The sequence below is a fragment of the Bartonella jaculi genome (assembly GCF_039543045.1).
GTDB classification, from domain to species: domain Bacteria; phylum Pseudomonadota; class Alphaproteobacteria; order Rhizobiales; family Rhizobiaceae; genus Bartonella; species Bartonella jaculi.
The window spans coordinates 160,811-184,299 of sequence record NZ_BAABIZ010000001.1; the positions used below are offsets into that span (position 1 = coordinate 160,811).

21 protein-coding genes and 1 pseudogene are annotated in these 23,489 nt (G+C 39.4%); 12 read left to right on the plus strand and 10 right to left on the minus strand.

The features are described from left to right. The first annotated feature begins 46 nt into the window (after nucleotides 1-46). The 6 genes from lepB to panB are packed head-to-tail and all read left to right on the plus strand — an operon-like array spanning nucleotide 47 to nucleotide 4,898. Entirely contained in the window at nucleotides 47-859 is an 813-nt protein-coding gene (gene lepB, locus ABD915_RS00645; RefSeq protein ID WP_345113691.1) for a signal peptidase I, read from the plus strand. After that, nucleotides 840-1,547, plus strand: coding sequence for a ribonuclease III (rnc, locus tag ABD915_RS00650; RefSeq protein ID WP_345113694.1), 708 nt, complete (start codon nucleotides 840-842; stop codon nucleotides 1,545-1,547). The genes lepB and rnc overlap by 20 nt, the downstream gene beginning before the upstream one ends. Then, entirely contained in the window at nucleotides 1,540-2,445 is a 906-nt protein-coding gene (gene era, locus ABD915_RS00655; protein ID WP_345113696.1) for a GTPase Era, read from the plus strand. The genes rnc and era overlap by 8 nt, the downstream gene beginning before the upstream one ends. 1 nt (nucleotide 2,446) lies before the next feature. Beyond that, nucleotides 2,447-3,193, plus strand: coding sequence for a DNA repair protein RecO (gene recO, locus ABD915_RS00660; protein ID WP_345113698.1), 747 nt, complete (start codon nucleotides 2,447-2,449; stop codon nucleotides 3,191-3,193). Nucleotides 3,194-3,220: 27 nt separating this feature from the next. Beyond that, nucleotides 3,221-4,090 (plus strand): pantoate--beta-alanine ligase, encoded by an 870-nt coding sequence (gene panC, locus ABD915_RS00665; RefSeq protein WP_345113700.1) that lies wholly within the window; start codon nucleotides 3,221-3,223, stop codon nucleotides 4,088-4,090. Beyond that, nucleotides 4,077-4,898, plus strand: coding sequence for a 3-methyl-2-oxobutanoate hydroxymethyltransferase (gene panB / locus ABD915_RS00670; RefSeq protein WP_345113703.1), 822 nt, complete (start codon nucleotides 4,077-4,079; stop codon nucleotides 4,896-4,898). The genes panC and panB overlap by 14 nt, the downstream gene beginning before the upstream one ends. A 464-nt stretch (nucleotides 4,899-5,362) precedes the next feature. On the opposite strand, the gene ABD915_RS00675 is transcribed toward panB, so the two are convergent. Together ABD915_RS00675 and ygfZ are read right to left on the minus strand one after the other, a co-directional pair. Continuing rightward, the gene (locus ABD915_RS00675) at nucleotides 5,363-5,983 is read right to left on the minus strand and encodes a YfbR-like 5'-deoxynucleotidase (RefSeq protein WP_345113706.1); all 621 of its coding nucleotides are present in this window, start codon (nucleotides 5,981-5,983) and stop codon (nucleotides 5,363-5,365) included. After that, nucleotides 5,983-6,849 (minus strand): CAF17-like 4Fe-4S cluster assembly/insertion protein YgfZ, encoded by an 867-nt coding sequence (ygfZ, locus tag ABD915_RS00680; RefSeq protein ID WP_345113708.1) that lies wholly within the window; start codon nucleotides 6,847-6,849, stop codon nucleotides 5,983-5,985. Before ygfZ ends, ABD915_RS00675 begins: the two co-directional genes overlap by 1 nt. A 64-nt stretch (nucleotides 6,850-6,913) precedes the next feature. Here ygfZ and ABD915_RS00685 point away from each other — a divergent pair, with 64 nt between their 5' ends. Then, nucleotides 6,914-8,242 (plus strand): dihydroorotase, encoded by a 1,329-nt coding sequence (locus ABD915_RS00685; protein ID WP_345113711.1) that lies wholly within the window; start codon nucleotides 6,914-6,916, stop codon nucleotides 8,240-8,242. 205 nt (nucleotides 8,243-8,447) lie between these two features. Here ABD915_RS00685 and ABD915_RS00690 read toward each other — a convergent pair whose 3' ends face one another. Next, on the minus strand, nucleotides 8,448-8,819 hold the full coding sequence (locus ABD915_RS00690; RefSeq protein ID WP_345113713.1) for a TIGR02301 family protein: 372 nt from the start codon (nucleotides 8,817-8,819) through the stop codon (nucleotides 8,448-8,450). Between the two features lie 497 nt (nucleotides 8,820-9,316). Here ABD915_RS00690 and cysS point away from each other — a divergent pair, with 497 nt between their 5' ends. From cysS to pssA, 5 genes are all read left to right on the plus strand, one after another. Continuing rightward, nucleotides 9,317-10,825: a cysteine--tRNA ligase gene (cysS, locus tag ABD915_RS00695; RefSeq protein WP_345113716.1), complete on the plus strand. Its 1,509-nt coding sequence runs from the start codon at nucleotides 9,317-9,319 to the stop codon at nucleotides 10,823-10,825. Nucleotides 10,826-10,867: 42 nt separating this feature from the next. Continuing rightward, nucleotides 10,868-11,539, plus strand: coding sequence for a DUF421 domain-containing protein (locus ABD915_RS00700; RefSeq protein WP_345113719.1), 672 nt, complete (start codon nucleotides 10,868-10,870; stop codon nucleotides 11,537-11,539). A 124-nt stretch (nucleotides 11,540-11,663) separates the two neighbouring features. Continuing rightward, the gene (locus ABD915_RS00705; RefSeq protein ID WP_345113722.1) at nucleotides 11,664-13,547 is read left to right on the plus strand and encodes an ABCB family ABC transporter ATP-binding protein/permease; all 1,884 of its coding nucleotides are present in this window, start codon (nucleotides 11,664-11,666) and stop codon (nucleotides 13,545-13,547) included. Nucleotides 13,548-13,664: 117 nt separating this feature from the next. Next, entirely contained in the window at nucleotides 13,665-14,363 is a 699-nt protein-coding gene (locus ABD915_RS00710; protein ID WP_345113725.1) for a phosphatidylserine decarboxylase, read from the plus strand. An 8-nt stretch (nucleotides 14,364-14,371) separates the two neighbouring features. Beyond that, nucleotides 14,372-15,211, plus strand: coding sequence for a CDP-diacylglycerol--serine O-phosphatidyltransferase (pssA, locus tag ABD915_RS00715; RefSeq protein WP_345113729.1), 840 nt, complete (start codon nucleotides 14,372-14,374; stop codon nucleotides 15,209-15,211). A gap of 80 nt (nucleotides 15,212-15,291) precedes the next feature. On the opposite strand, the gene ABD915_RS00720 is transcribed toward pssA, so the two are convergent. From ABD915_RS00720 to ABD915_RS00750, 7 genes and pseudogenes are all read right to left on the minus strand, one after another. After that, entirely contained in the window at nucleotides 15,292-16,044 is a 753-nt protein-coding gene (locus ABD915_RS00720; RefSeq protein ID WP_345113733.1) for an SDR family NAD(P)-dependent oxidoreductase, read from the minus strand. Continuing rightward, complete coding sequence (purF, locus tag ABD915_RS00725) at nucleotides 16,044-17,534, minus strand: amidophosphoribosyltransferase (protein WP_345113736.1); 1,491 nt, start codon at nucleotides 17,532-17,534, stop codon at nucleotides 16,044-16,046. The genes ABD915_RS00720 and purF overlap by 1 nt, the downstream gene beginning before the upstream one ends. Before the next feature lie 82 nt (nucleotides 17,535-17,616). Continuing rightward, a complete protein-coding gene (locus ABD915_RS00730) occupies nucleotides 17,617-18,198 on the minus strand; it encodes a CvpA family protein (protein WP_345113738.1) in 582 nt (193 codons plus the stop codon). A 124-nt stretch (nucleotides 18,199-18,322) separates the two neighbouring features. Then, nucleotides 18,323-19,717: a DNA repair protein RadA gene (radA, locus tag ABD915_RS00735; protein ID WP_345113741.1), complete on the minus strand. Its 1,395-nt coding sequence runs from the start codon at nucleotides 19,715-19,717 to the stop codon at nucleotides 18,323-18,325. Nucleotides 19,718-19,723: 6 nt separating this feature from the next. Continuing rightward, nucleotides 19,724-20,731, minus strand: coding sequence for a replicative DNA helicase (locus ABD915_RS00740; RefSeq protein ID WP_425548167.1), 1,008 nt, complete (start codon nucleotides 20,729-20,731; stop codon nucleotides 19,724-19,726). Between the two features lie 241 nt (nucleotides 20,732-20,972). After that, a pseudogene (locus tag ABD915_RS00745) lies at nucleotides 20,973-21,404 on the minus strand (ATPase domain-containing protein); the annotation flags it as partial. A gap of 6 nt (nucleotides 21,405-21,410) precedes the next feature. Then, on the minus strand, nucleotides 21,411-22,901 hold the full coding sequence (locus tag ABD915_RS00750) for a replicative DNA helicase (protein WP_345113944.1): 1,491 nt from the start codon (nucleotides 22,899-22,901) through the stop codon (nucleotides 21,411-21,413). Between the last annotated feature and the right edge of the window lie 588 nt (nucleotides 22,902-23,489).

The following is a 23,489-nucleotide window of genomic DNA, read 5'->3' on the forward strand; positions in this document are numbered from 1 at the left end:
ATTATGATGAAAAAAAGTTATATCTGTGATGGGAAGGTATTTGGTGATGATCCAGAAAGAGAAAATGCATAAAAAGAAAGAAAAAGGCGGAATTTTTGAATTTATTTTGGTTTTGATACAGGCTCTTTTTTTAGCAGCACTTATTCGTACACTCCTTTTCCAGCCTTTCAGTATTCCTTCCGGTTCGATGCGTCCTACCTTGCTTGTGGGGGATTATCTATTTGTTTCTAAGTACGCGTATGGGTATTCTCATTTTTCCATACCCTTTTCGCCGCCTATTTTTTCGGGACGTATTTGGGCATCTCAACCTCAGCGTGGAGATGTTGTGGTTTTTCGTTTACCGAGTAATCCGGATATTGATTATATAAAGCGCGTTGTTGGTCTTCCCGGTGATCGTATACAGGTCCGTCAAGGTGTTCTTTATATCAATGATGAAGCTGTTTCACGCCACTTTATGGGAAAGATTGATAATTTTGATATAACAGAGGCTAACTATCCTGTTGATGTTTATCGTGAGACGATGGATAACGGTGTTAGCTACGATACACTTGATTTAGCTTTTATCCCGCGAGTTGATGACACAAAAGTCTTTGAAGTTCCACTAGGGCATTATTTTATGATGGGAGATAACCGTGACAATTCAGATGATAGTCGTTTGGATGTAGGTTATGTTCCAGAAGAGAATCTTATTGGTCGCGCAAGTTTGATTTTTTTCTCTATTAGCAAAGGTTCAAGTGCTTGGCAGATTTGGCGCTGGCCGTTTGATGTACGTTGGAGTCGTTTATTCTCTTTTATCAATACTGTTCATGATTTGCCGCTTATCAAGCAAGGAACCAATGATGAATCATCTAGTCATTGATCAGCTTGAAAGACTAACGGGGCATCGTTTTAAAAATGAAGAGAAATTAAAAGAAGCATTAACACATTCCAGTGTACATGATTCGGAACAGGGCAATTATGAACGGTTAGAATTCCTAGGTGATCGTGTTCTGGGGCTTTTGATTGCGGAAATGCTGTATAAATTGTTTCCACAGGCAAGTGAAGGTGAATTGTCAGTACGTTTGAATGGCTTGGTAAATGCGCAGACATGTGCTGATATAGCGCTAGAAATGGGTTTGCCTGATGTGATCCACGTTGGTTTTGAGATGAAAAACTTAAAGGGTCGTCGGCTCACGAATATGTATGCTGATGTGATTGAAGCTTTGATTGCTGTCATATACCTTGATGGAGGATTGAAAAGTGTTCGGCCCTTCATTCAAAAATATTGGCAAAGTCGAGCAAAGCAGATGGATGCTGGTCGGCGTGATGCCAAGACAGAATTGCAGGAATGGGCGCATGTACAAGGCGGTGTACAGCCACAGTATCGGGTAATAAAGCGTTCTGGTCCAGATCATGATCCTATTTTTATGGTAGAAGTAAGTATTTTGGGGTTTGCTCCGGAAATTGGGCAGGGTAGCTCTAAACGCTATGCTGAAAGAATAGCAGCTGAAAAAATTTTACGACGAGAGGGTATATGGGAAAAAATGGAAAAAAATAATCATGGATGACGTTATCAACACGCGTTCTGGTTTTGTTGTACTTATTGGGATGCCTAATGCTGGCAAATCGACATTGGTTAACCAGCTAGTTGGAACGAAGGTTTCAATTGTAACCCATAAAGTGCAAACGACACGAGCTTTAATCCGCGGTATTGTCATGCATGATGATACGCAAATTGTATTGATTGACACACCAGGTGTTTTTCGTCCCCACAAACGGTTAGAGCGGGCCATGGTATCTGCGGCTTGGGGGAGCGCTAAGCATGCCGATGTCCTTTTAGTTTTGATTGATGCTCAGAATGGTCTGTCAGATGAAGTTTGTATGATGTTAGATATTGTAAAAAATATCAGAAAAGATAAAATTCTTGTCCTTAATAAAGTTGATACAGTTGTTAAATCATCCCTTTTAGCATTAACCGCAAAAATTAATGAGCGCGTAAAATTTTCGCAGACATTTATGATTTCGGCATTGAATGGTTCTGGTTGTAAGGATTTGCTTCACGCGTTGAGTATGATGATGCAAAAGGGACCATGGTATTATCCAGAAGATCAGATTTCTGATATGCCTATGCGTCATCTTGCTGCTGAGATTACGCGTGAAAAACTTTTCCTTCGCCTCCATGATGAACTCCCTTATTCTTCAACAGTTGAAACAGAAAATTGGGAAGAACGTCCAGATGGTTCGGTTAAAATTAATCAGGTTATTTATGTAGAGCGTGATAGCCAGAAAAAAATTGTTTTGGGGGCAAAAGGCGATACAATTAAAACAATTGGTCAAGCTGCGCGTAAGGAATTAATGGAAATTCTAGCTCAGAAGGTTCATCTTTTTTTGTTTGTAAAAGTCCGAGATAATTGGGATACCGATCCAGAACGTTACCGTGAAATGGGATTAGATTTTTTAAAATAAAATGAAATGGAAAGAAACAGCGATTATTCTTGGTACGCGTCAGCATGGTGAAACAAGTGTTATTCTTGAAATTATGACGCGTGAACATGGTCGTTACATGGGGGTAGTAAAAGGGGGACGTTCACGTCGTATGGCTGCTGTTCTCCAACTTGGAAATTTTGTTCAAGCTGAGTGGTGGGCGCGTTTAGATGAACATTTGGGGCTTTTCAGAATTGAAGCACTTGAGCACTATGCTGCGCGATTAATACTCTTACCAGAGGCCCTTTATGCTTTGCAGTTAATGGCATTTTATTTACGTCTTCTTCCTGAGCGTGATCCTCATCCTATTTTATATGATATTTTACATCTTTTTATGCAGCATTTTGATGAGCCGATTATAAATGCTGAATTATTGGTGCGTTTTGAGATGCGGCTTCTTGAAGAGCTTGGTTTTGGCCTTGATTTATCTCGTTGTGCTGCAACGGGCCGTCAGGAAAGGCTTCATTATGTTTCACCAAAATCCGGGCGTTCTGTATGTGAGGAAGCAGGTTATCCTTGGAGAGAGAAGCTTTTACGTTTACCACAATTTCTCGTACAAAGAACTGGTCGCCCTGTTGATTTTAGTGACATAAAAAATGGGTTTATTTTAACAGACTTTTTTTTAACACGTCATGTTTGGGAGCCACGAGGGATAAAACAGCCATCAGTTCGCACTCATTTGATAGAATTATTTGAACGGCGATTTCGCACGCAAGCATTAGTTTGTTGATTTTGATGAGAATGGATAAATGTAAATATGCAACTTTTAAAAACAATTGCTGAAGTTCACCGCTCTATGAGAGAAGAACGACATTTAGGACGATCTATTGGTTTTGTGCCGACCATGGGGGCATTGCATAATGGTCATCTCGCATTGGTGGAGCAGGCAAAGGCAATGTGTGATCGAGTAGTGGTCTCTATTTTTGTTAATCCAAAGCAATTTGGTCCCCATGAGGATTTTGATAAATACCCAAGAGATTTGGTGGGCGATTGTGCTTTGTTGAAAAAAGCAGGTGTTGAATATGTTTTTGCACCTTCTGTAGAAGAAATGTGGTCACCGAGAAATGAGACCATTGTAAAGGTGGAAAAATTATCACGTATTTTGATGGGAAGATTGCGCCCAGGACATTTCTGCGGTGTGACCAGTGTTGTTGCTAAGCTTTTTAATATTGTTCAGCCAGATAAGGCTTTTTTTGGGGAAAAAGATTTTCAACAAATCTTGATTATTCGTCGGATGGTTGAGGATTTAGCTTTTCCTATTGAAATTGTTGGAGTGCCTATTTTACGCGAAGCGGATGGTTTAGCGTATTCTTCACGTAATCAGCTTTTAACATTAGAAGATCGCAAAGCGGCAAAAATTATTCCCGAAAGTGGTAAAGCTGCTGAAAGGCTTTATCATCAAGGGGAGCGCTCTGTTGATAAATTATGTAAGAGTATTCGTAATATTTTACAGCGTGAATCGCGTGCGATTATTGAATCAATAGATTTACGAGATATGGAAACTTTATCGGTAATGAAAGGAACCTTAGATAAACCTGCAGTTTTATTATTAACTGTCCGTTTTGGTACAGTGAGACTTATTGATCAATATATATTGCAAGAGAAGGCTCGAAATGAGTGTACATAAAACCATAAAGCGTATTACTGCTTCTGAAATACGGTCAAGAAAAGGGCAAGAACCGATTGTTTCTTTAACGGCTTATCAGGCTTATAGTGCGCGCATTGCTGATCCATATTGCGATGTGCTTTTGGTTGGTGATAGCGTTGGCATGGTTGTGCATGGGTTTGATACAACGCTGCCTGTTAGCGTGGATATGATGATTTTGCATGGGCAGGCAGTGATGCGTGGCTCTAAGAGGGCATTAGTGGTTGTTGATATGCCTTTTGGTTCTTATGAGGAAAGTCCAGAACAAGCTTTTTCTAATGCGTCACGTATTCTTGCGGAGACAGGATGTGGTGCAATTAAGCTTGAAGGTGGTGTTTATGTAGCGGAAACGATTGATTTTTTGTGTAAACGCGGGATTCCCGTTATGGGCCATATTGGTCTCACACCCCAAGCAGTGAATCGTTTTGGTGGCTTTAAGACGCAAGGACGCGATGAAAGTAATTGGCGGCAGATTGAAGCGGACGCAGCAGCGATTGAAGAAGCCGGTGCTTTTGCTGTTGTTGTAGAAGGGGTTGTGGAACCACTAGCGGTAAAGCTTACAGAGATGCTTTCTCTCCCTACTATTGGTATTGGGGCATCTAATCAATGCGATGGGCAGATATTGGTTATGGAAGATATGTTGGGTTACGGCGCTTGGGTTCCTAAATTTGTACGCCGTTATGGTGCTCTTGAACAGGAAATGGAGACGGCGATCAAAAATTATGCCAATGATGTTAAATCACGTGCTTTTCCCTCTGAGGCAGAAATTTATAAGCTTAAACAAAAGTAAGACTAAGATAAAAGGTTTTTATGAGAAAGAGTGTTTTTTACTGAAGCTTAATATAAGCAGGTTTTTTTATACACGTTTTTCTTATGCCCAATTTGATTTATTAATTTTTTATATGGTCCATGTAATGGCCAATGGGATCATAATGTTTTTTGGTATTATTGATGGCGTATTGTAGAGAATGTTTGCGCTTAGTGATGTTTTCTTTTGAAGGATGGTAGAGCCTGAAAGGATGAAAATTCTTTTCATAAGTTGTATGCAAAGAGTTTTATAAGGAGAGCAATGCTTTAATAGACTCAGTGTACTTTTAGGATATTATTGCTTGTAAAGCTGAAAGAGTAGTCTGCTAAAGTTATAAATATATAAATAATTGCATGATATATTTTCATCAAAGGAATGTGATCCTAAAGGGAGGGTACTGTGTGATTTTTCCAGCGATAACAAAGGATAAGTGACAAAAAGGATTGTTAAGAGAGTCTCTGAGTATCGATCTCCTTAAAACGTATTAAAAAGGCATTTTCAATTTGCTGTGTGGAGCATGGTTTCAAATTAAGTTCATCTGGTAAGATATCACTTGGATGACCAAAATAGCGAAGGGCTTCTTCTGTACTAAAACCAGCAAGAGTGATGGCTTCATAGAAAGCAGCAATACGGTCAGCTTGTTTGATTTTTTTTAAGAGCTTTCGATTTGGGGTAATGGGGAGAGAAAAACGCATGTGAATAGCGTCTTGTATGCGTTTTTCAATGAACTCATATTGTTTTCCTATGACAGCCTTAAAGGGTGAAATCATATCACCGATGACATATTCCGGTGCATCATGGAGAAGAGCACAGAGACACTCATTGTTCTGTGATTGCGGAAAAAGCTTTTGAAATATTTGCTCTACTAAAAGTGAATGTTGTGCGACAGAATAGGCATGCTCTCCTTGTGTTTGACCGTTCCAACGTGCAACGCGGGCAAGACCATGCGCAATATCCTCAATTTCGACATCAAGAGGAGAAGGATTCAATAAATCAAGTCGTCGGCCAGAAAGCATTCTTTGCCAAGCGCGTGCTTCTCCATTTTGTGATAATTCAGTTTTTGCCATTAATCAGTTTCCATAGTGCTTTCAGGAAAGGTAAAATTCATATTTTCAGCAATGCTTATTGTGACGGGGACATTATCTACTGTAAATGAGATATTGTTATCCATAGCATCTTTGACCTGATCGATACGCATGAGAGCGAGAGCTTCGTTTGCAGCACATGTACCCAAGTGACCCAGTACTTTAGTTCCTGCTTCAACACTAGATTTGGAAGTCAATTCATGTTGGCTTCTTACCACTAAAACGCGGCGGCGTGCTGCGCGACGGTGATGCATTCGTGAAACAACTTCTTGCCCGATATAGCAGCCTTTATCAAATGCTAGTCCATTGATTTGATCGTAATTAATATCATGGGGGAAGACTTTACCTATTTCGTAGTCTTGATCGCTTTCAGCGATTGCATAACGGACACGCAGTCGATTCCAATTATCATTATATTTTGGAATAGAAAAAGGCACTTTTCCATAAGTTCGTACGATTTTTTCCTTTTCTGGAAAACGCTTATCAATAAAACTTGAATCAAAATTTAAAGTATCTGAATCATTATTCCAAGAAACTGTAACAAGTTCTTGTATTGGTTGTGTAATTTTCACTTTTTTACGCAACTTATAGAGCAGAAGGCGTTTTTGGAAGTTATCGGCTAAGGATTCAGCAATATCAAACATATAGCCTTGATTTATTTCAGTGATGAGAAAATCGGCGATAACTTTTCCTTGTGGGGATAAAAGAGCACCAGGGAAAATTTCTTTTGGGTGAATTTTTCTCAGATCTGTTGTGATAAGGGATTGCAGAAAATCTTTTGCTTCTTCACCCGTAACTTTAATAATTCTACGATTTTTTAAGCAAATAGCACATTGTTTTTCGATCATGGTCCTTGCCTTTCTGCTCAGAGTTACATAATCGGTAAAGAGATAACAAGTAAGGAGTACGGTTATGTCTAAAACATTTGATACAATTTTTAAAGGTGCAATGCTTGTTAATCATGATGGAATCAGCAAGCGTGATATTGGTGTTACAAATGGCCGTATTGCTGAAATTGGTGATCTTACACGTGCATCTGCTGGTGAGGTAATTGACTGTACAGGACTTCACATTTTGCCTGGTGTTATTGATAGTCAAGTCCATTTTCGTGAACCAGGAAATGAACATAAAGAGGATTTGGAAAGTGGGTCTCGTTCTGCGGTTTTGGGGGGAGTTACAGCAGTGTTTGAAATGCCTAATACCAATCCATTAACCATATCAGAAGAGGCGCTGACCGATAAAGTGAGACGCGGATTTCACCGGATGCATTGTGATTTTGCATTTTGGGTTGGAGGAACGCGTGAAAATGTACGTGAATTGGCTGAATTAGAAAAACTTCCTGGAGCTGCTGGAATTAAAGTCTTTATGGGGTCTTCTACTGGCGATCTTTTGGTGGATGATGATGAGAGTGTGCGCCTTATTTTAAAAAATACACGCCGTCGTGCAGCTTTTCATTCTGAAGATGAGATACGGCTCAAAGAGCGTAAAATATTGCGTATTGAGGGAGATGCATCATCACATCCGATTTGGCGTGATGAAATTGCTGCATTGAAATGTACACAACGTTTAGTAAAAATTGCGCATGAAATGAGAGCACGCATCCATGTGTTACACCTTTCTACAGCGGAAGAAATTGATTTTCTGAAAAATCATAAGGATGTAGCAACGATTGAAGTCACGCAGCATCATTTGACTTTGACTGCTGATGATTATCAGCAGTTTGGCACCTTGATTCAGATGAATCCACCTATCCGTGAGAGTCGCCACCGTGAATCTCTTTGGTATGGTGTTCAACAGGGCATTGTTGATGTTTTAGGATCTGATCATGCTCCTCATACGCTTGAAGAAAAGCGCAAACCATATCCTGCGTCACCTTCAGGGATGACAGGAGTACAAACAACGGTAGCAATTATGCTAACGCATGTGAATGCAGGAAAGATATCTCTTGAACGCTTTGTTGATCTTACTTCGCATGGTCCTAGTCGCATTTTTGGCATAAGCCGTAAAGGACGCCTAGCTGTTGGATATGATGCTGACTTGACTATTGTTGATCTTAAACGGGAAGAGATTCTGACAAATGCCTTGATTGGTTCGCGTGCGGGTTGGACACCTTATGATGGTAAAAAGGTTAAAGGTTGGCCTGTCGGAACCATTATTCGTGGTATACGAGTTATGTGGGAAGGTGAAATTGTCATACCTTCACAAGGTGAACCTGTTAAATTTATAGAAACTTTGGTATGATCTGATTAAAATTGGTAAGTCATGTGGAATGATTTTGTGCGTATAAAAAGCACTCATAATGCTTTTATCAGAACATTTTGCGGAAATTTATTTTCAGTAATTGAAGCGATCATACTTAATGGGATTTTGCTGATCAGGCTGTTCATTTTTGAGTTTATCGCCATTAAGTAGAGCACAAATAATGGCTTGATAAGTTTTGTACGGATCAATTGTTAAGGTTCATAATAAGGCTTTCCGATAAGACTCTACCCTCTTTGACGTATCTTTGGTTGGCTTCAATTGCTGACGGTGTACAATGATGATAATTTTCTGAAAAAGCACGATAAGCTTCATTAAACGCTTCGTAAAAATAAGCACGTCTTCGTGGGTTTGGGTTTTCTGCTTCGATCAGTACAGTCATGTGATTATACCATTGGTTTGTTGGGGGGCCACAAAGATTTTGCAAAGAGTGCAGGGATCCTAAAATTTCTGCCAGTCGCAGCAATTTTCTATCGTATGGTAGAGATTGTTGTGCAAGGGCTGCTGTTGAAGTTAAAAAAAATGTTAAAATAATGATTTTTATCAATATATTACGCATTTTTTTATTTCTCTCTTTTAATAAACTTCTCTACGAATACAATCGCAAAAAATGGTTTGGTTATTAAGCATATGTTGAAGGAAATATGACGCATTTATTCATTATTACCAACAACGGACGTGTTATAAAATTTAGGGCATGAGAGGCAGTAAGGGAATAATCATGGGAATATTAAAAACTCTGATTAAGCTTTGTGTGGTTAAAAATTTTAGATTTTTTGTATGCAATTTGTTTGCGTGTATTGTCTTTGCACATTCAAGATTTTCTCCTCTGACAGTTTTTTCATCAAGAATAGAGGGATGACTTTTATCCAGAGAATGTTCTTGCTTAATTCAATAAAATGAATTCTTTTTGTATGAGATGATGGATACAGCTTAGATGCAATGGGGAGTAATGAGAATTTTATATGAGATATGTGTAAATTTTGATTTAAATTGGAATAATACGATGATTTTGGGCAGGCAAGCGGCGAGTAATATCGCTAACGGAGTATAATTATGAGAGAGTTGCGATTTTATAATACGCTTACAGGTAAAAAAGAAAATTTTACACCGATAGATGTTACGAGAGTACGTCTTTATGTTTGTGGTCCGACAGTTTATGATTATGCGCACATAGGTAATGCACGTCCTGTAATTGTTTTTGATGTTTTATTTCGCTTATTGCGTCATATTTATGGAAATGATCATGTTATATACGCACGTAATATTACAGATGTAGATGATAAAATTAATGCCCGAGCAGCTTGCGAATATCCAGAATTAGCACTTAACGATGCTATTCGCCAATTGACTGAGCGTACATATTCTCAGTTTCAGCAAGATACAGTGGCACTTGGTTGTTTATTGCCAACCAGTCAACCGCGCGCAACCGATCATTTAGGGGAGATGCGCTCTTTGATTGAAAGATTGCTTGAAAAAGGGCATGCTTATAAAGCAGAAAATCATATATTGTTTTCTGTAAGTAGCATAAAAAAAACTCCCCATTATGGGGCATTTGCAAAACGTTCGTTAGACGAAATGAGAGCGGGTGCGCGTGTTGATGTTGCTGCGTATAAAAGGGAGGAGATGGATTTTGTCTTATGGAAGCCCTCTGCGGAGGGAGAACCAGGTTGGGTATCACCTGCAGGAATTCCTGTTTTAGGGCGTCCAGGTTGGCACATTGAATGTTCTGCAATGTCTATGGCAAAACTGTTAGTACCCTATGGCGGTGGTTTGACCTGTGATGATCCGACAGCGAATATTTTTGATATCCATGGTGGCGGTATTGATTTGATTTTTCCTCATCATGAGAATGAGATTGCACAAAGTTGTTCAGCTTTTGGAACTGAACGAATGGCTAATCTTTGGATGCATAACGGTTTTTTACAGGTTGAAGGCAAGAAGATGTCTAAAAGCCTAGGTAATTTTATCACTATTCGCTCACTCTTAGAAAGTGATTTTTTTGAATTCAATCATGTTTTAACAAATGAAGTGAAACAGAGTTGGGCTGGTTTATCTGCGCGTTTTTCGATGTTACAAACGCATTATCGCGAACCGTTAAATTGGACAGCTCAGCGTTTAAAGCAATCCAGTAGCGAATTGTATCGTTGGTATGAGTTACTTCGCTGTAAAAGAGGGTGTTTGGAGCAGGATGAAGTTTTAGATGACTCTTTGATAAATACATTAAGCGATGATCTTAATACTCCGAGTGCAATTGCTCTCTTGCGAAAATTTTATAAAGCAGAAAATGCTGTAGCTCTCGCAAATGGGATGTATTTATTTGGGCTTTTGCGTCAAGACTGGATTAGAGATATAGAATGTCCATTATTTATGAAAAAAACTTCTCTTGATTCAAAATTTATTGAACAGCGCATTGCCGAAAGGTTACAGCTTATCCATAATAAAGAGTGGGCAGCTGCGGATACAATTCGTGATGAGCTTGCAGCTGAGGGGGTCTCACTGAAAGATAGCAAGGATCCACAGACTGGCGAGCGTATAACCACGTGGGAAATAAAACGGTTTTAATTCCTATATTCTAGCAGCTTTCATAACAAGGGAGAAAGTCTGATGGAATTTTTATATCATTACGGGTATGTCACACTTAAATTGGTTGTAGGCCTTATCGCTTTTCTCTTGATTTTAAGAACAACAGGTCGCGGTAGTCTTAGTCAAATGACACCAGTTGATTTAGTAAGTAATTTTGTTATGGGGAGTATCATTGGAGGCGTTATTTATAGTCCGAATATTAGCAGTATTCAATTATTGCTTGTTTTATTTATTTGGCAAACTTTGGTCACAATTCTTAATTTTTTTGCACGCTATTCAGTTTTTTTTCGTCGCCTCGTTGCAGGACGAAATGTCACACTTGTTTTAGATGGTGCATTTCAAATAGATAAGATTGAGGGTTTGGGTATCAGCGTCAATGATTTAATTACAATGTTGCGTATTAAAGGTTGCAGTTTACATGAAGCTGCTTTTGTTCGTTTAGAAACCAATGGCGATTGCACCGTTATAAAGAAGGAAGAAGGTAAGAAGTCTACTATTTTAGTAGAAAATGGTGAAGTTATTGATGAAGGACTTAAAGAGATTGGTAAATCAAAAAAATGGCTTCAAGCAGAATTGAAAAAAAAGCATGTCAAAGCTGAGAATTTATTTGCAGCAGAATGGTATGAACATACAGACCAAAATAATAAATTTTACAGTGGATTATTTCTTGTTCCTTTTTCAAAAACAGTCTAACTTTAGATGACGAATATGTATGGCTTACTGAAAGCGTAGAGAAGAGATGATGTTGCCTGTAAACGGGCAACAAGGGGGAGTGTTATAGCATCTGTTGAGTAGATAATAGAAAAGTAAGGATTTTATGAAACGGAATGAAGTGATAAAAACCGTATCGTCAGATACAGGTCAAACTCTACGCACACTTTATAACTTATGGCCTTATATGTGGCCAGCAGATCGGCGCGATCTAAAAATGCGTGTAGTATGGGCTATATTTTACCTCGTTTTAGCTAAGCTGATTCTCATATCTGTACCCTTTTTCTTTAAATACGCTACAGATGCCCTTGATAAGAGCTTTAAGCTTCCCGTATGGTTTCCATCCAGTTGGATTTTTCCTATCATGCTTGTTTTGGCGTACAATGTTGCACGTATTGTTCAGGCTGGATTAAATCAGTTACGCGATTCCCTTTTTGCAACCGTTGGTCAACATGCAATTCGTCAATTAGCCTATAAGACCTTTGTGCATATTCATGGGTTATCTTTGCGATTTCATTTAGAAAAGCAAACAGGGGGTCTCTCTCGTGTGATTGAGCGTGGTACGAAAGGAATTGAATCTATCGTTAGGTTTTCAATTCTTAATACAGTACCAACGGTTTTGGAATTTGTTTTGACAGCATTTGTATTTTACATAAGTTATGGGGGGCGTTATTTTTTCATAGTTGTAATAACAGTTGCTTTATATACTTGGTTTACGATAAAGGCGAGTGATTGGCGTATTAATATTCGGGAAAAAATGAATAGCGCAGATACTGAGGCTAATACACGTGCTGTTGATTCTCTTTTGAATTTTGAAACGGTCAAATATTTTGGCAATGAAACTCTGGAAGCACATCGATTTGATTCTTCTATGGCAGGTTATGAAAAAGCTGCGACGAAGATTTGGACATCATTAAGCTGGCTTAATTTTGGTCAGGCTCTTATTTTTGGTGTTGGGATGACTATCCTGATGTTGATGTCAGCTTACGAAGTTTTTCATAAGACGCAAACTTTAGGAGACTTCGTTTTTATTAATGCACTTTTAATGCAGCTTTCTATACCACTGAATTTTATTGGTTCAATTTATCGTGAGGTTCGACAAGGTTTAACTGATATTGAAGCTATGTTTGATCTTTTAGATGTTCAACAGGAAATTGTTGATAAGTCAGATGCTAAGCCATTGGTGATGAATGGTGGTACCATTCGCTTTAATCAGGTAAAATTTTCCTATGATCCGACGCGCCAGATTCTCAGAGATATTGATTTTGAGGTTCCTGGAGGAAAAACAGTTGCAATTGTTGGTCCATCAGGTGCTGGTAAGTCGACTATTTCTCGATTACTTTTCCGATTTTACGACGTTGATGCTGGGTCTATCACAATTGATGGGCAGGACATCCGTGACGTAACACAAAAAAGCTTGCGTGAAGCTATCGGCATGGTACCGCAGGACACGGTGTTATTTAATGATACGATTGCATATAACATTTGTTATGGGCGTCCAAGTGCTACAGATGAAGAAATGTGCAAAGCTGCTGAAATGGCACAGATATCAAAATTTATTGAGATGCTTCCGGAAGGCTTTCAGTCTATGGTGGGTGAACGTGGTCTTAAGCTATCAGGTGGAGAAAAACAACGTGTAGCTATTGCACGGACAGTTTTAAAAGCGCCTCCGCTTCTTATTTTGGATGAAGCAACCGCAGCTCTTGATACGGCGACAGAGCAAGAAATTCAAAAAGCATTGGATATCGTAAGCCGTGGGCGTACAACGTTGATAATTGCTCATCGTCTTTCTACAGTTATTAATGCCGATGAAATTTTGGTTCTCAAAAATGGCCGTATTATTGAAAATGGGACGCATGCAGAGCTTTTGCATAAGAAAGGTCTCTATGCTTCAATGTGGAATAAGCAGCTTGAAGCATCGCAAGCAGAAGAAAAATTACGTAAAATGCGTGAAGAAGATGAGTTAGGTGTTGTTAACCGTAAAAAATAAACTGCGCAAAATGATCTTTAAACTTTATAGAGAGTGATTGATTAAGTATACGGAAGGATATGGAGGAACAAAAAGAATTATGACGTATTTAGATCATATCTATGAATAGGAAATTATATGAGTATTCTGCAATCTATCCATAATAGCTTTGTGCCAATTCATAAAGAAGGTTATCCTTTTATTGTAACGTTTTTTGTTATTTCACTCATTCTTGGGTGGATATGGAGTCCATTATTTTGGTGTGGTCTTATTCTCACTGTGTGGTGTATATATTTTTTTCGCGATCCAGATCGTGTAATTCCACTAAATTCAAATTGGGTTATGTCTCCTGCTGATGGGCGTATATCATGTGTTGAACCGTGTGTTCCGCCTGAAGAATTGGGATTGGGGAATAAAGAGATGATCCGTATTTCTGTGTTTATGGATATTTTTTCATGTCATATCAACCGTATTCCCATAAATGGTACAATAGAGTCTATTGTTTATCGCCCAGGTCAATTTGCGAATGCTGAGCTTGATAAGGCCAGTCAGTTTAATGAGCGTAATGGGCTCGTGATTGACAGCAAACATGGTAAAATTGGTATGGTACAGATAGCTGGGATGGTTGCTCGCCGGATTGTTTGTTGGTCAAAAGAGAACGATTCCGTTATTACCGGAGAACGATTTGGGTTGATTCGTTTCGGTTCTCGCCTTGATATTTATATACCAACTGAAGTGAAATTGCGTGTTGCAGTTGGTCAGACAGCAATTGCTGGGGAAACGGTTTTAGGTTCTTTTGATGATGAGAATGCTACAACTGATTTCAGATTTGATTAGGACAAACAATGAGGTTTTTTTCATTATTTTCTTCATTTAATCCTGAGGGACAGCATGATGATGCTGGAAATTGGTGGCGTTCACCCACGCCTATGCGCTATGTTATCCCCAATATTATCACGATTTTGGCAATTTGCGCGGGGATGAGTAGTATTCGTTTGGCTTTTGAGCATCGCTATGAGGCTGCTATTTTAATGGTACTTTTGGCAGCAATCCTAGATGGGGCTGATGGTCGTATCGCTCGTTTGATGGATGGGAGTTCATCTTTTGGAGCGCAGATGGATTCTCTTGCGGATGTTATTAATTTTGGTGTAGCACCTGCGCTTATTGTTTATTCCTTTATTTTGAATCAAGCGCACCAAGTCGGTTGGGTCGCAGCCCTTGTTTATTGTGTTGCTTGTTGTTTGCGATTAGCCCGTTTTAATGTGATGTTGGATAACATAGATATACCGAAATGGCAGGGAAATTATTTTATTGGTGTTCCTGCACCAGCAGGGGCATTATTGCTTTTATTACCTATGTATTTGGGGGCTCTTGGTTTGATACCAAGTTGGAGTTGGGCATTATTTTTTAGCCTTTATACTGTAATTATTGCTTTTCTTTTGGTTAGCCGTTTACCAGTATGGAACGCAAAAACAATTGATCAAAATTTGAGACGTGATATCGTTGTACCATTTATGCTGGGTATTGTTATTTATGTAGGTTTTCTTGCTACTTATACATGGCATACTTTATTGATCACAGCTGTTGGCTATATGATTTTTCTCCCCTGTAGTTTTATGGCTTATAATAAACGGGTAGCTTTGGAAGAAAAAGAGAGCAGTGTTAAAACTATCCAAAAATCATAGAGTTTTATAGTTTGAGGGAGGATGAGCAAAATAGAAGCAGAGAGAAATTCAATTCAGGATGGTCATTTCTCTATCATTGATCAATCAGGAGTATGATAATCCATAAACCGATTTTTACGGACATTGAAGAGTTTGCCTGTTTCTTTTAAATCAGGTGAGGATAAATGTACTATTTTTGCTGCAACTTCTTGTGGGGAGGGTAGAGTTTGAGGATCCTCACCAGGCATAGCTTGTGCACGCATGGCAGTGCGTGTTGCACCGGGGTTAACACAATTAATCTTGATAGGGGTTTGTTTTAGTTCTTCTGCCCAACAGCGAGCAATAATTTCTAAAGCAGCTTTAGAAGCTGCATAAGGTCCCCAAAAAGCACGTGCAACATGAGCAACACTCGAAGATAATAGAATTGCTCGTCCAGCATCAGATTTACGCAATAAGGGTTCAATTGCTTTCATTAAGCGCCATTGGCTAATGAGATTTATTTGAAAAACATCTTCAAATACCGTATTTTCGATGTGCGCTATTGGTGAGAGTGTTCCAAGAATTCCTGCATTTGCAACCATAATATCAAGCTTTCCCCAGCGCTTAGCAATTGAAACACCAAGAGTATCAATGTTTTCCATATGATGTAAGTCGAGCTGGACGAGTGTTGCAGAAGCCCCTTTCTCTCGAATTTTGTTGTCAAGTTCGGTGAGTCCATTCATCGTCCGTGCAAGAGCGATAATGTGAGCACCGCGTGCTGCGAGCTCTAACGCTAAATGATAGCCAATTCCCCTTGAAGCACCGGTAACAAGTGCAACACGACCAAAGAGACTAAAAACATTTTTTTTTATCATTAATTTCTTGTTTTAAGGAGAAATGATTGATGAATTTTGGGGATACTTTCTTGATCGACCAGATGTGTAGGATAATGTCCGGTAAAATAATGGTCTGTAAATTGCGGATCAGCGTTATTTCGCTTTTCTCCTGCTACAGCGAGGTAAAGGCCATCCGTTGAAAGAAATTCTAGTGAGTCAGCTCCAACAAAATTGCACATAGATTTTAGGTCTGGATATTGATTAGCTAACAGGCTTTCAACTTGAGGTGTATCGATACCATAAAAATCAGGATAGAAAATCATAGGGCTAGAAATGCGCATATGAACTTCTTTTGCTCCTGCATCGCGGAGCATTCGCACAATTTTAAGAGATGTTGTTCCACGTACAATGGAGTCATCAACCAGAATAACGCGTTTTCCTTTGATTACAGAACGGTTTGCAGAATGTTTTAATTTGACTCCAAAAGCTCGAATTTGTTGTGTTGGTTCGATAAAAGTGCGTCCAACATAATGATTACGGATAATACCGAGCTCAAAGGGAATTCCAATTTCTTGCGCATAACCAATTGCAGCGGGCGTTCCACCATCAGGAACGGGAACTACAACATCACCCTCACAGGGTGCTTCCTGCGCTAAATGAATACCCATATTTTTACGGACTGTATAAACACTACGTCCTCCAACAATTGAATCAGGACGCGCAAAATAGACATATTCAAAAAGGCAAAGCTTTTCTGGTTTATCAGTCTCTGGTTTTATAATTTTTTTAGTGATCTCCCCATCTTTTTGTATTTCGCAGATGATGATTTCCCCATTTTTAACATCACGGACATATTTTGCTCCAATAATATCAAGAGCACATGTTTCGGAACAAAAGATTGGTTTGCCATCAAGTTCTCCCATCACGAGTGGTCGGATACCTGTTGGATCACGTGCAGCAATGAGCTTGGTGCGCGTGAGTGCCAACATGGCATATCCACCTTCCACTTGCCGAATAGCATCAACAAAACGATCAGATGACGATTCATAGCGTGAACGGGCAATAAGATGGAGAAAAACTTCTGAATCTGATGTTGATTGACAGATGGCACCTGAGGCAATAAGTTTTCGGCGTAATGTAAGACCATTTGTGAGATTGCCATTATGGGCAATAGCAATCCCCCCAACTTTTAATTCAGCAAAAAGAGGCTGAACATTGCGTAATGCTATTTCTCCAGTTGTTGAATAACGGGTATGCCCGATAGCAAGATTTCCCGGTAAACGGGCAAGTGTTGCAGGATTTGTATAGTGATCACCGACAAGACCTAGATGCTTTTCTTGATGAAACATTTTGTTATGGTAGGAAACAATTCCAGCTGCTTCTTGTCCACGATGCTGAAGTGCATGGAGCCCAAGAGCTGTTAATGTTGCTGCATCTTCATGCCCAAGAATACCAAAAACTCCACATTCTTCATGAAGGGTATCGTCATCTAGTGAAAACTCCTCAAAGGGAATGTCGATTTTTGTCATTGTATTCTCTCGATGATAATGTGAAGAATGATTAGTATCATATATTATTACATATTATCTAGATCTTTTCCCTAATAACAAACTATTTTCCATTTTGTCGGGATATATTTTCATGAGGGTGCTTATCATTTGTATTTGCATCCTCTCTTTTAAAGAATTTTTCTGCTTTTTCGAGAACTGTATCGAGATCTTTAGGCAATAAGTCCCCAATCTTTTGGCCCAATGAATCGAGCATAGGTTTTGTTTTTGCATTTTTGAGCCAGTCAGATTGTTGTTCAGGTTTGATAAGCGAATTAACAAGTAACATGCCAATGGCCATAATTAATAAGCCGCGCAGTGCCCCAAAGATAAAACCGACAGTGCGGTCAAGTATACCAATGCGACTATCAATAATAAAATCAGATATTTTCATTGTAATGATGGAAGTAATAATCAAAACAATAATGAAAATCACAATCAATGTGGTGATTAATGCGACCATTTTGTTAGAGATATATTGTTCAAAGAAAGGTAATATGGGTTTAAATAAAAACAGTGTAGCAACAGCTGCGATTGCCCAAGACATCAGCGACAATACTTCACGTGAAAATCCTCGGAGCATGGCGAGAAAGGCAGAAAACAGGATGATTGCTACGACAATTCCATCAAGAACTGTTATGCTCATTTGTTTATTCCTTATGCATAAAATTGCGTTCTGTTTTAAAAGTGTAAAAGTACTTTGCTAGTTATGCTATTTTTTATTCTTATAGCAAGGATCTTTTGTATTTTGTATAATTTTTTCTTTATTATCATGCCTGTGATGTGGGGTGTTTTTTACCTGTGGCAATAGAAGCGACTAATTCAGGAAGGTCGGAGAATGTTTTTTGTTGGAAGGTTAGCGATTTTAGCGTTTCCGTTGTTGCTGTGGGGTGAACAGAACCTTGAAAGCCGAGTTTTTTGGCTTCATTGATGCGCTGTCCTGAATGTGCTACTGCGCGAATAGCCCCTGAAAGGCTTATTTCACCAAAATACACATAATCCGGCGGGAGAGGAATATTTGTGAGAGAGGACACCAGAGCTGCTGCAACAGCTAAATCAGCTGCTGGTTCTGATATGCGATATCCGCCTGCAACATTAAGATAGACATCATGTTGTCCAAAGCGAATGCCGCAATGAGCTTCTAAGACAGCGAGAATCATTGACAGGCGATTTCCGTCCCATCCAACAACGGCACGTCGTGGTGTCCCCAATGAAGAGGGAGCAACAAGCGCTTGAATTTCTACTAATATTGGGCGCGTTCCTTCCATTCCTGCAAAAACAGCAGCTCCTGGTGCTTTTTCATTTCTTTCTCCCAAAAAAAGTTCAGATGGATTAAGCACTTCCCGTAATCCTTTATCAGACATTTCGAAAACGCCAATCTCATCCGTTGGTCCGAAGCGATTCTTTACAGTTCTAAGAATTCGATAATGATGAGCACCTTCACCCTCAAAATAGAGAACGCCATCAACCATATGTTCGACAACCCGAGGACCAGCAATTTGCCCATCTTTTGTAACATGGCCGACAAGAACAACAGCTGCTCCTGTTTTTTTGGCAAAGCGGATCATTGCTTGAGCACTGATGCGCACTTGTGTAACGGTTCCTGGTGCTGAATCCGCTGCATCTGACCACAAGGTCTGAATGGAATCGATAATAACCATATCAAGGTTTTTATGTTCGCTTAAGGTTGCAAGAATATCTTCAACATTGGTTTCAGCGGCGAGCTTAACTTTAGTATTTTCAACACCGAGCCTTTGTGCACGAAGGCAGATTTGTGCAATGGCTTCTTCACCTGAAACATAGATAACGTGATGTCCTTTTTGTGATAAGGCTGCTGCTGTTTGCGTGAGCAATGTTGACTTTCCAATACCAGGATCGCCACCAACAAGTAATACTGACCCACGCACAAAACCACCTCCCGTAACACGATCGAGTTCCGCAATGCCAGAATGGATGCGAGGAGCATCTTCGATATTTCCAGAAAGAGACGTAAGTGCAACGACACGCCCCTTACGAATATTTTGCACAGGGCCAGTACCAATGCCCCCATTCATATTTTCTTCGATGAGGGAATTCCATTCTCCACAGGAATTGCATTTTCCAGCCCAGCGTGAATGAACAGTACCACAATTTTGGCAGATAAATTGAACACGGATGCGTGCCATAGTGATTTAACCAATCTGTTCTGGCAGATAATTACTGTCTGCCAGATCACTAAAGCGTGTGAAATCAGACTGAAAGGCAAGATGAACGGTTCCCGTTGGTCCATGGCGTTGTTTTGCAACAATAACGTCAGCTTTCCCAAAAGCGTTATCCATTGCGTCTTGCCATTTCATATGTTCAGGGCTACCTATCTTGGGTTCTTCATTTTTGAGATAATATTCTTCACGATAGACAAAAAGCACAATGTCAGCATCTTGTTCAATCGAACCAGATTCCCGCAAATCTGAAAGTTGTGGGCGTTTATCTGTTCGATTTTCAACTTGGCGTGAAAGTTGTGAAAGAGCGATAATAGGAACATTCAATTCTTTAGCTAATGCTTTGAGACCCGTGGTGATTTCTGTAATTTCTTGAACACGATTTTCAGATGAACGCCTTGAATTGCTGCTCATTAACTGGATATAGTCAATAATTAAGACATCTAAATCATATTGTCGCTTGAGACGCCGTGCGCGTGCTGCCAGTTGTGCGATTGATATTCCCCCAGTCTGGTCGATATAGAGTGGCGCTTTTTGTAAACGATTCATTGCACGAATTATTTTTGAAAATTGTTCTTCTGAAATATTCCCACACCGGATATCGGAAGAAGAAACCCCTGTCTGTTCAGAAATAATACGCGTTGCAAGCTGTTTTGTTGACATTTCCAGCGAGAAGAATCCAACAATGCCTCCTTCATTTTCTTGTGTTGAGGCATCACGCTTGCAAGCATTGGCAATATTAAAGGCAATATTGGTAGCAAGTGCGGTTTTTCCCATACCAGGGCGTCCTGCAAGGATAATTAAGTCAGAAGGCTGCAACCCTCCCATTTTTTCATCAAGTGTTTTAATGTGGGTGGCTATCCCTGATAAATGTGAGGAACGCTTTTTGGCAGCGGTGGCCATATCGAGAACTCTTTTGAGGGCTTCATTTAAACTTTCAAATCCACTGCTATCTTTCTCTTTTTCATCTAGTGTGCGCATCCATTTCTCTCTTTTTTTATGACTGTAAAGGTGTATTGAGTTTACGGAGGTTTTTTGTATCAAGAATCGTTTATATTTTACAGAATTTTCTCTTAATTCAGAAGGATTGGAAACTATTTTTTAGTTTTACAATTTTATCATTTGGGTTATTGTCGCGAGGTAGATGACGCCGTACAAGCGAGATTTTTGGCGACTTTATTTATAGTTGGCTCAAAAAATTTTCACGGTTATTAAGATATACGGTATTTTCAGCACCAAGCCTTTGTGCACGAAGGCAGATTTGTGCAATGGCTTCTTCACATGAAACGTAGATAACGTGATGTCCTTTTTGTGATAAGGCTGCTGCTGTTTGTGTGAGCAATGTTGACTTTCCAATACCAGGATCGCCACCAACAAGTAATACTGACCCACGCACAAAACCACCTCCCGTAACACGATCGAGTTCCGCAATGCCAGAATGGATGCGAGGAGCATCTTCGATATTTCCAGAAAGAGACGTAAGTGCAACGACACGCCCCTTACGAATATTTTGCACAGGGCCAGTACCAATGCCCCCATTCATATTTTCTTCGATGAGGGAATTCCATTCTCCACAGGAATTGCATTTTCCAGCCCAGCGTGAATGAACAGTACCACAATTTTGGCAGATAAATTGAACACGGATGCGTGCCATAGTGATTTAACCAATCTGTTCTGGCAGATAATTACTGTCTGCCAGATCGCTAAAGCGTGTGAAATCAGACTGAAAGGCAAGATGAACGGTTCCCGTTGGTCCATGGCGTTGTTTTGCAACAATAACGTCAGCTTTTCCCGAAACGTTGTCCATTGCGTCTTGCCATTTCACATGTTCAGGGCTTCCTAGCTTAGGTTCTTCATTTTTGAGATAATATTCTTCACGATAGACAAAAAGCACAATGTCAGCATCTTGTTCAATTGAACCAGATTCCCGCAAATCTGAAAGTTGTGGGCGTTTATCTGTTCGATTTTCAACTTGGCGTGAAAGTTGTGAAAGAGCGATAATAGGAACATTTAATTCTTTAGCTAATGCTTTGAGACCCGTGGTGATTTCTGTAATTTCTTGAACACGATTTTCAGATGAACGCCTTGAATTACTGGTCATTAACTGGATATAATCAATAATCAAGACATCCAAACCGTGTTGCCGCTTTAGACGCCGTGCACGTGCTGCTAATTGCGTGATTGATATTCCCCCAGTTTGGTCGATATAGAGTGGCGCTTTTTGTAAACGATTCATTGCGCGAATTATTTTTGAAAATTGTTCTTCTGAAATACTTCCACGCCGGATGTCGGAAGAAGAGACCTCTGTTTGCTCAGAAATAATACGCGTTGCAAGCTGTTCTGTTGACATTTCCAGCGAGAAAAATCCAACAATGCCTCCTTCATTTTCTTGTGTTGAGGCATCACGCTTGCAAGCATTGGCAATATTAAAGGCAATATTGGTTGCAAGTGCGGTTTTTCCCATACCAGGGCGTCCTGCAAGGATAATTAAGTCAGAAGGCTGCAACCCTCCCATTCTTTCATCAAGTGTTTTAATGTGGGTGGCTATCCCTGATAAATGTGAGGAACGCTTTTTGGCAGCGGTGGCCATATCAATGGCCTTTTTGACAGCTTCATCGAAATTTTCAAATCCACCGCCATATTTTCCTTTTTCTGCCAGTTCAAATAACTGATGTTCAACAGTTTCAATTTGTTGGGCTGGTGTAAGATTTACAGGAGCATCAAAGGCTGTATTGACGACTTCGTTTCCAAGATTAATCAAGGAGCGTCGGATAAAAAGATCATAGATGACTCGTCCATAATCTTCAGCATTAATGATTGTCACGGCTTCTTTTGCTAAACGCACAACGTAATTAAAGACGGTGATATCGCCAATTTTTTCTTCGGCTGGAATAAAGGATTTGATGGTAACTGGATTTGCTGTTTTTCCTGTTTGGATAATTTTAAACAAAACATCATAGATTGTTTGATGCAAGGGGTCAAAAAAATGGCTTGGTTTTAGAAAATCTGAAACGCGATCAAGCGCATCATTGTTAATAAGGATTGCTCCAAGCAATGCTTGTTCGGCTTCAATATTGTGCGGGAGTTGTCGAAAAGAAGCGGGATCTTCTTTCTGCGAAGAGCTAAAGTTGATAACGCTTGTTTCTTCCATAACAATTTTTTCCATTAAAATTTGCGTTTGATGTCTTTTAAGCAAGACATCGAGTGTTATACCTAAAAGGGTAGGGTGACGAATTTCCGTTTAAATGAAAGCCACAGTTTAAGTTTTTTAAAGATTCTTATTCTCCAATCGCTTACCTATAATAACGTGTAGCACTCTATATATAATATATTCCTTTATATTTTATTTTTTTATAATTTAAAATTTTTGGTAAGAATATCGGATAAATTTTCGAAGTTACGTTTCCAGTTTTCTAAAAAACCGCAATATCTAATTTTCGCGTGTTTGACGTCATGTGATCGGAATTATGTCAGATGATGTCAGGGGTATAAGAAATTTACTATCCATACAAGACACATCCTTTTAAAAGTGCAAGACTTAAAACGATTTTTTTATTTTTATTTCAGTGAAACAACATATGAGAGTATTTCCCATCACTTTAATTATAGTTTTGGGTATTTGAGGCTTTCCACTAATGCCTGAAAGGTGATTTTTCCGCAAAAATTCAGTTCTACACTATGTCTATAATAAAATACTCAGCTTTTGAGGCTGAGTATTTTATGACATCTCAATAGAATG

Bases quoted from the DNA above. Each gene is read 5' to 3' on its own strand.
- ABD915_RS00690 (WP_345113713.1), bottom strand. From the start codon at position 8,819: ATGCGTAATATATTGATAAAAATCATTATTTTAACATTTTTTTTAACT.
- pssA (WP_345113729.1), top strand. From the start codon at position 14,372: ATGAGGTTTTTTTCATTATTTTCTTCATTTAATCCTGAGGGACAGCAT.
- ABD915_RS00685 (WP_345113711.1), top strand. From the start codon at position 6,914: ATGTCTAAAACATTTGATACAATTTTTAAAGGTGCAATGCTTGTTAAT.
- panC (WP_345113700.1), top strand. From the start codon at position 3,221: ATGCAACTTTTAAAAACAATTGCTGAAGTTCACCGCTCTATGAGAGAA.
- ABD915_RS00705 (WP_345113722.1), top strand. From the start codon at position 11,664: ATGAAACGGAATGAAGTGATAAAAACCGTATCGTCAGATACAGGTCAA.
- ABD915_RS00750 (WP_345113944.1), bottom strand. From the start codon at position 22,901: ATGGAAGAAACAAGCGTTATCAACTTTAGCTCTTCGCAGAAAGAAGAT.
- rnc (WP_345113694.1), top strand. From the start codon at position 840: ATGAATCATCTAGTCATTGATCAGCTTGAAAGACTAACGGGGCATCGT.
- radA (WP_345113741.1), bottom strand. From the start codon at position 19,717: ATGGCACGCATCCGTGTTCAATTTATCTGCCAAAATTGTGGTACTGTT.
- ABD915_RS00710 (WP_345113725.1), top strand. From the start codon at position 13,665: ATGAGTATTCTGCAATCTATCCATAATAGCTTTGTGCCAATTCATAAA.
- ABD915_RS00720 (WP_345113733.1), bottom strand. From the start codon at position 16,044: ATGATAAAAAAAAATGTTTTTAGTCTCTTTGGTCGTGTTGCACTTGTT.
- recO (WP_345113698.1), top strand. From the start codon at position 2,447: ATGAAATGGAAAGAAACAGCGATTATTCTTGGTACGCGTCAGCATGGT.
- purF (WP_345113736.1), bottom strand. From the start codon at position 17,534: ATGACAAAAATCGACATTCCCTTTGAGGAGTTTTCACTAGATGACGAT.
- lepB (WP_345113691.1), top strand. From the start codon at position 47: ATGATCCAGAAAGAGAAAATGCATAAAAAGAAAGAAAAAGGCGGAATT.
- ABD915_RS00740 (WP_425548167.1), bottom strand. From the start codon at position 20,731: ATGCGCACACTAGATGAAAAAGAGAAAGATAGCAGTGGATTTGAAAGT.
- ygfZ (WP_345113708.1), bottom strand. From the start codon at position 6,849: ATGATCGAAAAACAATGTGCTATTTGCTTAAAAAATCGTAGAATTATT.
- ABD915_RS00675 (WP_345113706.1), bottom strand. From the start codon at position 5,983: ATGGCAAAAACTGAATTATCACAAAATGGAGAAGCACGCGCTTGGCAA.
- era (WP_345113696.1), top strand. From the start codon at position 1,540: ATGGATGACGTTATCAACACGCGTTCTGGTTTTGTTGTACTTATTGGG.
- ABD915_RS00700 (WP_345113719.1), top strand. From the start codon at position 10,868: ATGGAATTTTTATATCATTACGGGTATGTCACACTTAAATTGGTTGTA.
- panB (WP_345113703.1), top strand. From the start codon at position 4,077: ATGAGTGTACATAAAACCATAAAGCGTATTACTGCTTCTGAAATACGG.
- cysS (WP_345113716.1), top strand. From the start codon at position 9,317: ATGAGAGAGTTGCGATTTTATAATACGCTTACAGGTAAAAAAGAAAAT.
- ABD915_RS00730 (WP_345113738.1), bottom strand. From the start codon at position 18,198: ATGAGCATAACAGTTCTTGATGGAATTGTCGTAGCAATCATCCTGTTT.